This window comes from Shewanella sp. GutCb, assembly GCF_002836135.1.
Classification (GTDB): Bacteria; Pseudomonadota; Gammaproteobacteria; order Enterobacterales; family Shewanellaceae; genus Shewanella.
The window spans coordinates 12,329-27,277 of the sequence record NZ_PJBL01000006.1 but is presented as its reverse complement, the minus strand read 5'-3'; the positions used below and the strand labels follow the sequence as shown (position 1 = coordinate 27,277).

The window sequence follows — 14,949 nt, the reverse complement described above, 5'->3', positions numbered from 1 at the left end:
CCGTCTCCACCCCGCTCTCATCCGGCTCTATCCCGCTCTCCCCCGGCTCTATCCCTTTTCTATTCCGGCTCTCATCCGGCTCCACCCCTGCTTCGATCCGGCCCCACCCCGCTCTTACCGGCTCTCATCCGTTTCCACCCCGCTTCCATTCTGACTCGCAATATGCAAAATCCACAGACATAACCTGTCCTAACATAGCGGCACACCGATAGCTCTTTTATCCCAACGGATCAATCACAATACACTTCAAACACTTACATTCTTCCAGCGTTAAAGCACAAGGTTGGCACGATATCTGTAACCCTCTGTATATGACAAAAGGAAAAGTCACCTCCAATAACCCTTAGCCAAAGACAATAGATCTAACGCTAAGAGTAGATAACAGATGACAGAAGCAGAGTGTGACGACGCGATTAACAGCTTAATCCTAGCGCCTCTCGAATTGAATAACAGGTGGTTGCATGCAAGCTATTTCACAACTTAAAAGCACCCTAACTACCCTCTTTGGGAGTGCGCTGGGCAAGAGTCTATTTTGGCTCGGCTCCGCTCAAGTACTCGGTCGTATTGTGCGTTTAGGTTCTAGCATTATCATTGCTCGCTTACTCACACCTGAAATATTTGGTCTGGTCGCCATCATTCTCACCAGTTTTGAAGTTATCTGTACTCCCACCCGCAGAATATCATCCGCCGCATTAATACAGATGGATGATGAACAGTTTAACAATGCACTCACCAGTGCTAATCAAGTTAACTGGTTAGCTGCGATTACCGCCTTCGTTGCCATGAGCTTACTCAGTTTGCCGCTTGCTTTCTATTACGATGACTTGCAGCTCATACCTCCTATGATACTCATGGCAACAAGCTATTTACTGCTGCCGCTAGGCATGCTTTACGCCGCAAAGAACCTACGCCTCAACCGAATGAGGGTAGTAGGACGAGCGGTACTTTGGCAGACCGTTTTTGATGGACTACTCACCGCAACATTGGCTTTACTCGGGCTAGGGATCTGGGCAATTATTTTGCCTAAGATTATTGTGATATTTATTTGGATTGGGGTTCATCGATATCACAATCCCCTTCCCGAGGCTTTATCAAAGACACTCAAATCAGCATCGAGTGCGATTAACGCCGGTCAATGCGAAACGAGTCCCAAAGAGCGTAAGCTGGGTTTAAACCCACAAGCAATTAAGATCTTAAGGTTTGGTATACAGGTAGGTTTAGGTGACTTGGCAATCGCCATGCGCCAGAACATCGACTATATACTTGTTGGCTATTTCCTTGGCATAGAAGCACTGGGGATCTACTTTTTTGCTTTCAATGCCAGTTTAGGCATTAGTCTTGGTTTGATACAAAGCTATGGCACTGCGCTTTACTCGCATCTATGTCAGAAACAATCCAACGATGCTCAAAAAAACACTTCACAGCAGCAAAAGTACTTTCAATCACTCAAATTTATTATGTTACTCACGGTGCCCATCATTACCGTGCAAGCTGCACTCGCCCCTTTTTACCTGCCGCTAATTTACGGTCAAAAATGGCTTGAAGCTGGCGCACTACCGATTTTTATTTTGCTTTGTCTCAGTGGTTTAGTCAGGCCACTTGGTGAAGCCGCTAGCCAATATTTAATTAGCTCAGGACAAAGTCGATTCAACCTTATCTGCAATAGTATTTTTACCTTAGTACTCGCAGTGACGATCACCCTCTGCAGTTTCTCAGGGCTCACAACCGTAGCACTGGGCATTTTGCTGGTGCATCTATTCATGATGCCCGGTTTCACTATTTACTTACAGTTAACCCAAAAGTCCGAACCTGAGCCTGAAGCTGACAACGGCGAGATTACGGTTCAACAAGCCGATACAGCTTCAGCGGCCATCAGCACAGAAGTGACAGCTCAAGTGACAGCCAGCCCGCAATCCAGCATTCATAATCCTAATCAACCGACACAGCCGATAACCGTTGGCTCACGGGAGACACGCTATGACTTCTCATAACCCATATCACAAACCTTTGACTGCAAAAGTCTCTGTTGTCATGCCCATCTACAATGTTGAAGCTTTTGTAAAAGACGCTATCAACTCAGTATTGGCACAAGAATTTAGCCACTTTGAACTCATATTGGTCAATGACTGTTCACCCGACAACAGCCTTGCCCTGTGCCAATCGTTTAGCGACCCACGTATTCGTATTATTAGTCATGACGTTAATCAAGGGCTGGCTGCCGCCAGAAATACCGGGATCCGCCACGCTATTGGCCGTTACGTCGCTTTTATTGATTCTGACGACATGTGGCACCCTGAGAAGTTAGCGCAGCATGTAGAGCACTTGGATAATGCGCCTGAGGTGGGCATTAGCTTTTCTCGCTCACTGTTTATTGATTACCAAGGTAATGCCATTAATGTGTTCCAAATGCCACAGTTAACCGATATCAGCGCCAGTGATCTGCTGTGTCGCAATCCTGTTGGTAACGGTTCGGCTCCCGTATTGCGCCGAGAAACGCTAGCTGATATCCGTTACCAAGCACTGAACAAAAGCCATCCTCATAGCTGCTATTTTGATGAAAACTTTCGTCAATCAGAAGATATCGAATGCTGGTTAAGGATCCTTGCAACCACCCATTGGAAAATGGAGGGGCTACCGGCGCCACTCACCTATTACCGCCTCAATAATCAGGGCTTATCAGCGGACTCCAATAAACAATATGCTTCATGGGAAAACATGATAAACAAAGCCAGTCGCTACGCTCCTGAGTTATTAGCCCAACACGAAAATCGCGCCCGTGCGTATCAACTGCGATACTTAGCGAGACAAGCCATTCGTAATAATGATGGTAAAGAAGCGGTAGTACGCATAAACCAAGCATTAAAAACATCACCGTCGATTCTTAAGCATGAAACCGGTCGTACCCTGGCAACGCTTGCCGCTGCCTACCTGCTAAAGATATTGCCCCCCAGCGCCTATAAAGGCATTGAGCTAGCTGCTCAAGCCGTTCTTGGGCGTATGCAACGTGCGCGAATATCTAAAGACGGCGTGACACCCGAGCTAATGAACAGCTTATAAAGCAGAACGACTCTCCTCTAGTAATGGCTTGTAAAAGCCTTGCTAGAGTCTATCTATAGCCATATACCCGTATATCCCCTCTTCAGCGCCCAACAATTGCCCTATCAAGCGTCATAAATCGTTTGCAGCACGCGATGCAAGTTGCAAATCGTTTAAAAACACACACAACAAAACCCACCAAGAAACACCGTAAACACATGATTACAAAGTGTATATGAGTGTTGGCCTATTACCTGCAATAACTCTTTATAACCTAGATTGATAACCACGATTGATGACAACGAGGCCGATGATGACGAAAACACAAACGCGCGCTCCCCGCACTACGGCATTCGCCATCCGTGTTGTCGATGCACTTGCCGCAATCTTGATGATATTACTCACCAGTCCATTACTTGCTTATGCCATGCTCAGAAGTACTGTCGCGCAGAGCCATACGTTTGAGTCGGTGTTTATTTCTGGACCTAACAATAGTGTTATCGCGCTATATCAGTTTACTTACGCTGGACACTTTAAATCGTTGCCTATGCTATTGAACCTGCTCAAGGGTGACATCAGCCTACTGGGTAGCAAAATCGAATTTGCATTTGATGCTAAACAAGCTTGCCATCAAACAGATAAAAATTACGCCATAAACCCCGGGATCACCTCGATTGAGCAGATAAACTGTGCCACAGGCCTTGGCTTTGAAGCTGCACACCGCTCTCTCAACAAAGCCCACAGCAGCGTGGTTAACTACATATCAGCACTAGTAAGAGCCCTATTCGTGTTGATTATCACCGGTATATTTATGCCAAAAACCAAACGTACAACCGCAACAATCTCTGTGTTTGGCATAGCGTTAGATAACTGGACCATGACGGATCTTTTAAGTGATTTACAGCAACAGTGCCAAAGTGATACTCCATCTGTAATGAAACAATACAGCTTTGTGAATGCGGACGGTTTAAACATCAGCATGAAAAATGAAGCTTATCGTCAGTGCTTACAACAAAGCGGGCGCGTATTTGCTGATGGAATGGGTGTCAGATTGGCTTGCTTAACAAAAGGGCATGCGCTGAAAGACAATCTCAACGGTACCGACATGTTCCCAAGATTGTGCCAGCTCGCAGCCGAGCAGCAGTTGTCTATTTTTCTACTGGGGGGAGCTGATGGAGTGGCCATTGATGCTGCCAGCAATATGCAAAAAAGCTACCCAGATCTAACAATTGCAGGCACTCATAGCGGTTATTTCAATATGAGCAACAAACATGCCGACACCAGAGGCAACACCACCAATAGCAAAGAGCCTAATAATAGTGAAAACAAGGCCGTTGTTGATTGTATAAACCAATCTCAAGCAGATATTTTGTTGGTCGCGATGGGCGCACCACTACAAGAAAAATGGCTTAAAGAGAACAAGCACCAACTCAACTGCCATGTGGGCATCGGTGTCGGTGGTTTGTTCGATTTCTATTCAAATCGGATCAAACGAGCCCCTTTATGGTTAAGACAAATGGGAATGGAGTGGACCTACAGATTGCTGCAAGAGCCTAGCAGAATGTGGCAACGTTATATCATCGGCAATCCAAGGTTTTTGCGACGTGTTTGGAACGAAAACCGTCAACTGAGAAAAATGCAGCCGACGCAGCCGCAAAAGGTAAAGGCTAAAACAAATACTCACTACACCCCAAATTTTGATGCTAAGCGAGCAAATGCACGTCGCGCAGCACATAACTTAGGTCGACGCTTAAACCGCGGCACTAAACGTATGCTCGATATTTCAGTATCAGTCACCTTGCTTACGTTACTTATGCCTTTGTTCATTCTCATTTCACTCTGTATCCGCATTGAGTCGAAAGGTGCTGTGTTGTTTTACCAGACGCGTGCAGGACAACATAACCAACCTTTCACCATGTGGAAGTTACGCTCCATGTATCAGGACGCAGAGCAAAGACTCGCAGTGATAACAACAGACAATGAAATGCAAGGCGGCGTGCTGTTTAAGATGAAGCGAGACCCAAGAATCACCCTGATAGGTAAGTTTATTCGTAAAGCATCAATCGATGAGCTACCACAACTTTGGAATGTCTTAAAAGGCGATATGTCGTTAGTCGGTCCGCGCCCCGCGCTGTTAAGTGAAGTGAAGCAATACAGCCAGCATGATAGAAACAGACTGCTGGTAAAACCTGGGATCACCTGTATTTGGCAGGTCTCTGGACGCTCAAATATCCCTTTTGAGCAGCAAGTTGAACTCGACATTGACTATATCTACCAGCAATCAATCACCGCCGATGTTTGGCTATTGATTAAAACCATTCCAGCCGTGTTATTTGCTCGTGGCGCATATTAAGGAGCTGACTATGCAAGCAATCATATTCGCTAATCGAAATGGTAATGAACTCGCCCCCTTGCATGCGCATTATTGCCCTGCACTCTTGCCAGTCGGTAATAAGGCAGTGATTGAATTTACCTTGGAAGATTTAGCCGAAGCCCAAATTGACCGAGTGAGAATTGTTATCTCAGCTCAATCTGCAGCAATAGAAAAGCTCATTGGTAATGGCGAGAAATGGGGATTAGACGTTGAGTACTTTTTAAGTCGTGAGCAAGAAGCAGTATCCAACATTCTGCCACGGCTAGCGCTTAACCCAAATGAGGCAATATTACTGGCGCGAGCCGATATGTTGAGAAGCCCTTGCATCAAATCATTTGTGCAATTTAGTCGACAGATGAGCACTAGCCACGTAGTCGCAAAAATAGCGAACAATAATGCAGGCCTAATGATGCTACCTGGCGCCAAGCATTTTACTGAAGATCTCAACTGGCCATTAGCTAATAGCCAAAATACTAACCAGAGTTCCGAGCAATCGCAAAGTGTCACTCAAATTCTGCACGGCGACTGTTTTATGCTCGATTCTCTGCAAGATTACATGAGTGCCAACCAAACGATTGCATCAGCAAAGCTCACAGGCATAACCCCTAAAGGACGATACTTTAGCAGTGCTTCCAAGGTACAGGGTTTTTACCTTGGTGCTAAAACCAAAACCGGCCAACTTAGAATGCACGACGCATGGGGTGTAATAGGTAAAAATACCTGGATAGATGAAAGTGTTGATCTGCAGCAAAGCATTATCGTCGGCAAAAACTGCTTAGTTGAGAAAGCTTGCAGCCTAAATAACTGCCTTATTTTAGATAATACTTATATTGGTCAAGGGCTCAATGTCAGTAACGCAATTGTCTGTGAAGACTTATTGATAATGCCAGAAAATGGCGGTCACTTAACGCTCACAGACCCGAGTATTATCTCTGACAATAGCAAGTTCGCTAACCGTTTGAAGCCGTTACAACACGTCTCCACACTGGATAGATTACAAGCATTGGTCATGTTCTCTATCGGCTTATTTTTTGCCCCGTTATTAATGTTGATATCGCTAATCACCCAGCCTAAGCAACCTTTGATCAGAGAATATATTTTTATCAAAGGTGGAAAAAAAGCAACTTGGCGTTGGAATCTAAGCCCGTTATTTATCGCCCGTCTACCACAGCTTTATTGGGTATTTACCGGCCGACTCGCCCTATTTGGCGCGACACCATTTGAGGCCAAAGTACAGACAACTCAACAGCATAACCCAATCGGCTTGGCAACATCATTAGGGCTATACGGCCCATTGCAATTAGTTATCGACGCTGCAGCACCGATAGAAGAGCGTGAATTTGTTGAAGCCGAATACCTTTGTATTAACCAGCGCAGTAAATATTGGTCGTTAGTCAGCATGTCCATATTTACCAAATCTGTTAAACACAAAACACCAATAAACACGGTTAAGCAATAACCATCATTAGCGAGTCATCAGCAACTGAAACTAATGTCGATTGATAACGAGTCCCTATTTAGCGCTCACCTAGAGAATATAAGAGAGAACATTATGAAAACGATTATTACTTACGGCACCTTCGATCTATTTCATTTTGGCCATGTACGTCTGTTCAAACGCCTTAGAGCCCTCGGTGATAAGTTGATAGTGGCCGTTTCAACGGATGAATTTAATGCGTTAAAAGGTAAAGCCGCATTCTTTAGTTACCTGCAGCGGGCTGAAATTGTTGAAGCGTGTAAGTACGTCGACATGGTGGTGCCTGAAACCCATTGGCAGCAAAAGGCCAAAGATATCTGTAAACACGATATCAGCATTTTTGGGATGGGAGATGATTGGCAGGGAGAATTTGATGAACTGTCAATACTGTGCGATGTTGTTTATCTAAGTCGCACTGGAGAGATCTCCTCAACCGAGATCAAAAATAGCCTCGCGGCCAAAATGCCAAACAATGACATTAATAAGGTACAAAAATAAGGTACAAAAACAATGCAGAATTCGGCTTTACAGTGGGCTAAAGCAGCGACAAGAAAGCTGATCTATAAACTATCAGCGCTTGCGCCTCGAAATGCCAATAAAGCCTTATTTGGCAGCTATAAAGAGCTATTTTCAGATAACAGTAAATACCTTTATAAACACTGGCAACAGAGTCAATTCATCCGCTGTATTTGGATCACTGCTAACAAAGATATTATCAAGCAGCTCCAAGGTGATGGTTGTGAAGTCTATTACCGCTGGTCAATCCAAGGCGCGTATCATGCATTAACCGCCAAATACTATTTTTACAACAGCTATATAGGTGACATCAATCAATGGCTGGCAAAGGGCGCTGTAAAAGTAAACTTATGGCATGGTCTGCCGATGAAGAAAATTGAGTTCGATATTACGTCAGGCCCAATGGCGAAGGTATTTAATCCAACGTCACGATTTCAAACATTTATGCAGAGCATGCATGCACATCAACAACGGATTAAACCCGACCTCATGCTCAGCCCCAGCCCGCTAGTTGATAAATTGTTTAACAGCGCATTTAGACTCAAAAGTAGCAACTTACTTCGCTGCGGATATCCCAGAACTGATTACTATCGATTAACCCCACATCAGGCGCAATCCATCAAAACAGGCGTGCTACTGAAAAATGTAAAGTGTAGCGAAAGAGGCGCTGAAATTGAGAGTGAAAGTATTCGCCAAGGCTATCAACAAGTCATTTTGTATGCCCCGTCATGGCGTGATGCTTTTGAAAGTAAGCGCTTTGAAGATGAAACGCCCTATACAGCCGCGTTTAACTGGCAAGCGCTATCAGAACACCTGCAGAAAAATAATCAATTGTTTTTACTGAGATTACACCCGAACGAAGCCGAGCTGGGCAATAATCTTGCAACTCTACCTAACATATTGAACATCAGTGCGATGGAAGACGTGTATGGCATATTGCATGAAGTCGATTTGTTGGTCACCGACTATTCATCACTGTTTATTGATGTACTACCACTGAATATACCCATCTGTTTTTACCGATTTGATAAAGCGCAATATCAACAAAACTGCCGCGAAATGTATGAGTATTCCAGTTCAATACCGACACTAGGACCAGAATGCCTGACGTTCAACGAGTTATTACTTCAGATAGAACCTGCTTCAGTTAACGCTCTGACCAATAAATATAGCGCAAACTATCAAACAGCTAACAAGATGCTTTGGGGAGATGAAACCGAATCGTTTAGTGCATTAGAAGAGTGGGTGCAAGCTAAGACGGTTTAAGCCGGTTAAGAGCCGATCAAAAGCAGGGTAAAGGCCGAGGTTTAAGCTGATTAAAAGCCGGTTAACAGCCGATCAAGAGCAGGGAAAAAGCCGAACAAGCTGAGAAGGTCGGCATTTATACCGTCTCTTTTCTAGTTTTACCGTAAGCGAAGCGTTCCGTAGTGACGCAGTCGCGTACCGTAAGCGAAGCGTGCCGTAGTGACGCAGTCGCGTACCGTAAGCGAAGCGTGCCGTAGTGACGCAGTCGCGTACCGTAAGCGAAGCGTGCCGTAGTGACGCAGTCGCGTACCGTAAGCGAAGCGTGCCGTAAGGCCGTAGGCCGTTCATCTAAGATTTTATGCTTTTCTAGTTTTGCCTTAAGCGAAGCGTTATATTTGCATCCTATTATATTTGCATTACTCTAGTTTAATCCATGGAAGGGTATATCCAAATGGCTTGTGTATAAATACGGAGATTAAAAATGCAAATAATCCATCACGGCGCAGTCAACGGAGTTACAGGCTCTTGCCACCAACTTGATATCAACACTCAGTCAAGCATTCTGATTGACTGTGGATTATTTCAGGGGGCTGAAACCGCAGGCAAAAGCGCCATTGAACAACTGCCGATAGAGTTCGAACTCAGCAATATCCAAGCGCTAATTGTGACTCACTGCCATATCGACCATGTTGGCAGAATACCCTACTTGCTTGCAGCGGGCTTTAACAAACCTATCTACGCCACCGTGGCCACAGCAGCGCTACTGCCAATGGTTATTGAAGACGCACTAAAAATTGGTGTGACCCAAAACCACCGTATGATAAAGCTCTACTTAAAAAAACTGCAACAACTCATCACACCGATTGAATATAATCAATGGTTTGCCTTAGAGCTCAACGCTCCTCTCAGCAACAACGCAGTGAATAACGCGAACCCAGGCCATCAAGCTAATACCTATAACCAAGCCAACGCAAAGTTTAAACCCGCGGGTCATATTCTTGGCTCCGCCTATGTAGAGATAGATCTATACAATAGTGCTGCCTCTAAAAATAAGCACACAAATAAGAACAAAGCTAAGCACAGAGTGGTATTTTCCGGCGATTTAGGGGCGACTAATACTCCGTTGCTTGCAAGTCCCAAAAGCCCTTATAGAGCAGACACTTTAGTTATAGAGTCAACATACGGCGATAAGAACCATCAAGGACGTAAACAGCGGAGTGAAAGTTTAAGAAAGGTAATAGAAAAGTCTGTTGCAGATAATGGCGTGGTACTTATCCCAGCCTTTAGTATTGGCCGAACACAAGAGTTACTTTATGAACTAGAACAGCTGATCCATCAATATCAGCATAAAAATGAGATGTGGCAACATATTGAAGTGATTATTGATTCGCCAATGGCCGCAAAGTTTACCGAGCACTACCTACAGTTTAAAGCGCTGTGGGACAACGAAGCCAAACGCAAGCTCACTCAACACAGGCACCCGTTAGACTTCGAGCAGCTTTATACCGTCGGCAGCCATCAAGAGCACCTAACAACAATAGATTACCTGTGTAAACGTAATAAACCGGCGATAGTCATTGCCGCGAGTGGCATGTGTACTGGTGGAAGAATTCAAAACTATTTAGCGAGGCTGCTCGGCGATCCAACAACCGACATCATATTTGCAGGTTATCAAGCACAAGGAACAACAGGACGAGAGATCCAAACCTACGGATCTCGCGGAGGTTACAGCATAATAGATGGCAAGAAAATCACCATTAAAGCAGGAGTCCACACCGTCAGTGGCTATTCAGCCCACGCAGACCAACACAACCTAATTAACTTTGTAAAAGGCATGCGCGTTAAACCAACACTCATCCGCATAGTCCACGGCGATAACGACGCTAAAGCAGCACTCGCCGAGGAATATAAAAAACTACTCCCCAATGCGAAAATCGAGATAGGTAAAAATTAAGATTGAATGGGCTAAGACGAGGCAAGCTAAGACGGTGTAAGCCAAGACGAAGTGACCTAAGATGATGCAAACCAAGACGGTTCGAGCCAAGACGAAGTGAACTAAAACGAAGTAAGCTAAGACGAGGTAACCTTAGACGGAGTAAACCAAGCCGATACTAGCTAAGACGAAGCAAACCAACTCAGAATGTCCGCCTCTTAATCTGCCTTAAACCTGCTTCTAACCGTCTCTGCTCTAATCGGCTTTTAACCCTCTCAGCTTCTCCGGCTCTTAATCGGCTCTAAACCTTCTCAGCTTCTCCGGCTCTTAATCAGCCTTAAACCTGCTTTTAATCGGCTCTAAACCCTCTCGATTTCCCGGCTCTTAATCGGCTTTAAACCTGCTTTTACCGGCTTTTAACTCTCTTTTTTCCCGACTCTTAATCGGCTCTTAACCGGCTTTTAATCGCTCTAATTAATACGCAAAACCCAGGACTTTTTCAGAGTTAGCCTTATTAAGGCTAGACTGCTTAAACAACAAATCACAAATACCATCTTTAGGCACAAATCCAGCCGGGGTTGACAGTAAAATATCTCTAATCTCTTGATGGTCAAAACGATGACAGGCATGATCTAGTCGATTCAAAATCAGCGAATAAACACTCCAAGGTAAACATACTTCATTGGCGGTCATAATCCGCTCATGGTGAGTACCGACTACATCATCACCAATAAGTAACTCTTCATATAATTTCTCACCCGGTCTTAATCCCGTATATGAAATAGCGATATCACCGTCCAGATTATTTTCATCTTTGACTGTAAATCCGCTTAAATGGATCATTTTAACCGCTAGGTCGACAATTTTAACCGATTGCCCCATATCAAGCACAAACACATCTCCACCTTTCCCCATAGCGCCAGCCTGAATAACCAACTGCGACGCTTCAGGTATCGTCATGAAGAAACGCGTGATATCCGGATGAGTCACAGTGACAGGGCCATTTTTTGCGATTTGAGACTTAAATAAAGGAACAACAGAACCAGAAGAGCCTAAAACATTACCAAAGCGCACCATACAAAAACGGGTATTGTGTGACTCTTTTGCCAATGCTTGTAAAACAAGTTCTGCCATACGCTTAGTGGTGCCCATCACATTTGTGGGCCTAACAGCTTTATCCGTTGAAATCAGTACAAACGTCTCAACGTTAGCCGCTATCGCCGCTTTTGCGGTATAAAGCGTACCAAATACGTTGTTACGCACACCTTCTACCACATTATGCTCAACCAATGGTACATGCTTATATGCAGCAGCATGATAAACAGTTTGAACTCCAAAAGACTCCATAACGGCTTGCACACGATTTTGTTTTTGAACAGAACCCATTAATGGCAATATTTCTAACTCTATGTTCAAAGATGCTGCAAGACTAGAAAGCTCTCTGTCAATGGCATAAAGTGCATACTCTGATAGTTCAAATAATATTAACTTCTTTGGCGCTAGCTGCAGTACTTGTCGACAAAGCTCTGAACCGATTGAGCCGCCAGCACCCGTCACCATGACCACTTTATTAGCAATATTACTGGTCAAAAGATCATGACGAGGAGACACTGATTCGCGGCCTAGCAAATCATCGATCTCGACTTCCTTGATATCAGAGTAAAGCTTATTCCCACAGACCAAATCAGCAGTAGCTGGGATCGTTAATATTTGCACGGCTAGGGGTTCTAGTTTTTTAAGGATATTTTGTCGCTTGCTCCTACTCGCACTCGGCATCGCAAGTAATACTTTAGTTGCTGACTTTTGTTTAATCAGCTTCCTGATAATAGTCGGCGAGTGTACGTGCACGCCTTGGATCACGATACCGTGCAAAGATTCATCATCATCAACAAACGCGAAAGGGTAATACTCAGGGCTTTGATTGAGTGAAGTTAACAATTGTCTTCCACTTACGCCAGCGCCATAAATAATAACGGCTTCGCCCTGTTTCTTCTTTCCATTACCAATCACAGAGCGAATAAAAAAGCGCGAACCACCTATCATCGCAAAAGCAAAGAAAGCAAAAATGACAGGAACCGTTCTAGGGATCGCCCAATTGGAGTAGTAAGACAAAATAACTAACGAGGTTGCAGAAATAAAGATCCCAATAATAATGGCCGATAGGGCTTGCAGCCCCATATAACGCAACACCGCTCGATAGAGCCCTAAGCGAACGAATGCGAATATGCTAATAGGCAGACATGCCAAAATTAAAAGCCAGTTTTCAGGTACCACTAGAACAGAGAATGAATCTAACCTTGCTAACATTGCGAACCAAAATGCAAATACTAATGAAATCATATCCATACAAACACTAAAAATACGCTTATTGCTTCTTTTTAGTGAGAATAACAACTGTAAAGCATCCATTAAGAACATCCATTTAGGTTAAACATTAACTACAGATCCGTCTAAGTATTCGACAGAATAAAAGCAGATTAATTAGGGTAGAATAATACCATAAGTCAAGAGATTGACTAGTGTTAAATAGTTGGCAGTTAAGTCTATTTGAGGTAAATATCACATATTCGCAATGATGCCAATTAATCGATGATAAAGCGCGTTATGAGTTACACGTGATTATTTGTAAACAGCAAGCTGTAAGTTATGAAGCGTTGTTGTATTGCCGTGTTACTTTTTAAATTTCGACCGTAAAATATGATATCCCTTTAACCGTCATAGAGCCCGCGGTATTCATCTATTAGTGCAAGAACACAGCACGCGGCTTTAAGTTATTCTAGCGGCAAAAGTGACACACTATGGAATACGACTTCATGATTCAATTTTGGACGGGTATGCGCAGTTGTGAAGTACATGACATGGGAACACGCTGATTCTAACTTTGTCTTTATCGGTCCAATAGGCACACCACTGTAAACTGATTATGTCAATCTAAAATTATGGTATCCAACACTCAAAGTTGCTGGACTTCAACTTCGCCGCCCTTATGAAACAAGTAACACTGCAGCCATGCTTTATATCGCAGCACATGAAAACCCGCTATATATTTCGCAAAGACAAGGACACAATGAGACGCACTTACTGTTTGAGGTATATGCTCGCTATGCCGCTAATGCATCACGAAGAGATGGGAGTGCATTTGATACTTTAAAGCAAAATGAAGGTGTAGCGTAGTGGTATAAGCTGGTCACAGTTCAAATTTTTCGATTCTATTATGCAGCAACTAATTGAATTTAACAGTCTACTTTAGTTAATACGTAAAACCATAAAGCAAAAACCAACTCATCAAGAGTTGGTTTTTTGTTTAAAAAGAGCTAACTAGAGTAATTCACGGACAAGTGCTTTAAATTCGCTGCCCAGTTTTTTATCACGTAGACCATACGACACAAATGCCTTCATATAACCCAATTTGTCACCACAATCATGTGATTCACCAGTCATATGGAATGCTTCTACTGTATCTTGCTCAATAAGCATATCAATAGCGTCAGTTAACTGTATTTCATCACCTGCACCCGCTGGCGTTTTAGCTAACAAAGCCCATATTTTCTCTGATAATACATACCGACCAACGACTGCAAGATTAGAAGGTGCGACATCAACAGCAGGTTTTTCAACCATAGCAGTAATTTTAGCCACCTCACCTGCGGCAAGATCAACTCCACCACAATCAGCAATACCGTACTTATTCACTTCATACTTTGGAACTGGAGCGACCATAATTTGGCTAGCAGAACTTTCTTTATACTGCGCCATCATCGCAGCTAAATTTTCAGTCTTTTGATCAGCGGTATACTCATCCAGAATAACATCAGGTAATACCACGGCGAACGGATGATCACCAATACAAGGCTTAGCACACAAAACCGCGTGACCTAGCCCTTTAGCCTCACCTTGACGCACATGCATGATAGTCACGCCTTTAGGGCAAATAGACTGCACCTCATCAAGCAACTGACGTTTAACACGCTTTTCTAAGGTCGACTCAAGTTCGTAAGATGTATCAAAATGGTTTTCAATCGCATTTTTACTCGCGTGCGTAACCAAAATGATCTCTGTAACGCCAGCCGAAATACACTCATTCACAATGTATTGAATAAGCGGCTTATCAACTATCGGCAACATCTCTTTAGGGATAGCTTTTGTTGCGGGCAACATACGAGTCCCCAGACCTGCAACCGGAATAACAACTTTCATAAATTATCCAAAAACGTGTAATATTATTAAGTAGGTTTTGACTATTAGCTATCACTGTAGGCGGTCTGAATAAAGACCCATACAGTAGGAAATAAACTAAAAGTAAAAACGAAGAAAAAAGCTTGGTGAGTCAGTTGATCTCGTCTAAATGGGTTATTGAGACGAAAAGAC

The 14,949-nt window shown here is 43.7% G+C and carries 9 protein-coding genes; 7 read left to right on the top strand and 2 right to left on the bottom strand.

Translation table 11 applies throughout. The features are described 5' to 3' along the window. Positions 1 to 461: 461 nt before the first annotated feature. From CXF86_RS05520 to CXF86_RS05490, 7 genes are all read left to right on the top strand, one after another. Positions 462 to 1,991, top strand: a complete 1,530-nt coding sequence (locus tag CXF86_RS05520) for an oligosaccharide flippase family protein (RefSeq protein ID WP_102038552.1) — start codon at positions 462 to 464, stop codon at positions 1,989 to 1,991. Then, positions 1,978 to 3,057 (top strand): glycosyltransferase family 2 protein, encoded by a 1,080-nt coding sequence (locus CXF86_RS05515; RefSeq protein ID WP_180961020.1) that lies wholly within the window; start codon positions 1,978 to 1,980, stop codon positions 3,055 to 3,057. The genes CXF86_RS05520 and CXF86_RS05515 overlap by 14 nt, the downstream gene beginning before the upstream one ends. 289 nt (positions 3,058 to 3,346) lie before the next feature. Next, positions 3,347 to 5,389 carry a WecB/TagA/CpsF family glycosyltransferase gene (locus tag CXF86_RS05510; protein ID WP_257985295.1) on the top strand — a complete coding sequence of 681 codons (2,043 nt, stop codon included), beginning with the start codon at positions 3,347 to 3,349 and terminating at the stop codon, positions 5,387 to 5,389. A 10-nt stretch (positions 5,390 to 5,399) separates the two neighbouring features. Beyond that, positions 5,400 to 6,869 (top strand): sugar phosphate nucleotidyltransferase, encoded by a 1,470-nt coding sequence (locus CXF86_RS05505; RefSeq protein WP_102038550.1) that lies wholly within the window; start codon positions 5,400 to 5,402, stop codon positions 6,867 to 6,869. Positions 6,870 to 6,962: 93 nt separating this feature from the next. Continuing rightward, positions 6,963 to 7,385 carry an adenylyltransferase/cytidyltransferase family protein gene (locus tag CXF86_RS05500; protein ID WP_101089323.1) on the top strand — a complete coding sequence of 141 codons (423 nt, stop codon included), beginning with the start codon at positions 6,963 to 6,965 and terminating at the stop codon, positions 7,383 to 7,385. 12 nt (positions 7,386 to 7,397) lie between these two features. Continuing rightward, positions 7,398 to 8,669 carry a CDP-glycerol glycerophosphotransferase family protein gene (locus CXF86_RS05495; protein WP_102038549.1) on the top strand — a complete coding sequence of 424 codons (1,272 nt, stop codon included), beginning with the start codon at positions 7,398 to 7,400 and terminating at the stop codon, positions 8,667 to 8,669. 460 nt (positions 8,670 to 9,129) lie between these two features. Then, positions 9,130 to 10,602 carry an MBL fold metallo-hydrolase RNA specificity domain-containing protein gene (locus CXF86_RS05490; RefSeq protein ID WP_102038548.1) on the top strand — a complete coding sequence of 491 codons (1,473 nt, stop codon included), beginning with the start codon at positions 9,130 to 9,132 and terminating at the stop codon, positions 10,600 to 10,602. Positions 10,603 to 11,055: 453 nt separating this feature from the next. Here CXF86_RS05490 and CXF86_RS05485 read toward each other — a convergent pair whose 3' ends face one another. Both CXF86_RS05485 and galU read right to left on the bottom strand, forming a co-directional pair. Next, a complete protein-coding gene (locus tag CXF86_RS05485) occupies positions 11,056 to 12,990 on the bottom strand; it encodes a polysaccharide biosynthesis protein (RefSeq protein ID WP_102038547.1) in 1,935 nt (644 codons plus the stop codon). A gap of 909 nt (positions 12,991 to 13,899) precedes the next feature. Beyond that, a complete protein-coding gene (galU, locus tag CXF86_RS05480; RefSeq protein ID WP_102038546.1) occupies positions 13,900 to 14,778 on the bottom strand; it encodes a UTP--glucose-1-phosphate uridylyltransferase GalU in 879 nt (292 codons plus the stop codon). Between the last annotated feature and the right edge of the window lie 171 nt (positions 14,779 to 14,949).

Coding starts and splice junctions, on each gene's coding strand:
- CXF86_RS05520 (WP_102038552.1), top strand. CDS start 462: ATGCAAGCTATTTCACAACTTAAAAGCACCCTAACTACCCTCTTTGGG.
- CXF86_RS05515 (WP_180961020.1), top strand. CDS start 1,978: ATGACTTCTCATAACCCATATCACAAACCTTTGACTGCAAAAGTCTCT.
- CXF86_RS05510 (WP_257985295.1), top strand. CDS start 3,347: ATGATGACGAAAACACAAACGCGCGCTCCCCGCACTACGGCATTCGCC.
- CXF86_RS05505 (WP_102038550.1), top strand. CDS start 5,400: ATGCAAGCAATCATATTCGCTAATCGAAATGGTAATGAACTCGCCCCC.
- CXF86_RS05500 (WP_101089323.1), top strand. CDS start 6,963: ATGAAAACGATTATTACTTACGGCACCTTCGATCTATTTCATTTTGGC.
- CXF86_RS05495 (WP_102038549.1), top strand. CDS start 7,398: ATGCAGAATTCGGCTTTACAGTGGGCTAAAGCAGCGACAAGAAAGCTG.
- CXF86_RS05490 (WP_102038548.1), top strand. CDS start 9,130: ATGCAAATAATCCATCACGGCGCAGTCAACGGAGTTACAGGCTCTTGC.
- CXF86_RS05485 (WP_102038547.1), bottom strand. CDS start 12,990: ATGGATGCTTTACAGTTGTTATTCTCACTAAAAAGAAGCAATAAGCGT.
- galU (WP_102038546.1), bottom strand. CDS start 14,778: ATGAAAGTTGTTATTCCGGTTGCAGGTCTGGGGACTCGTATGTTGCCC.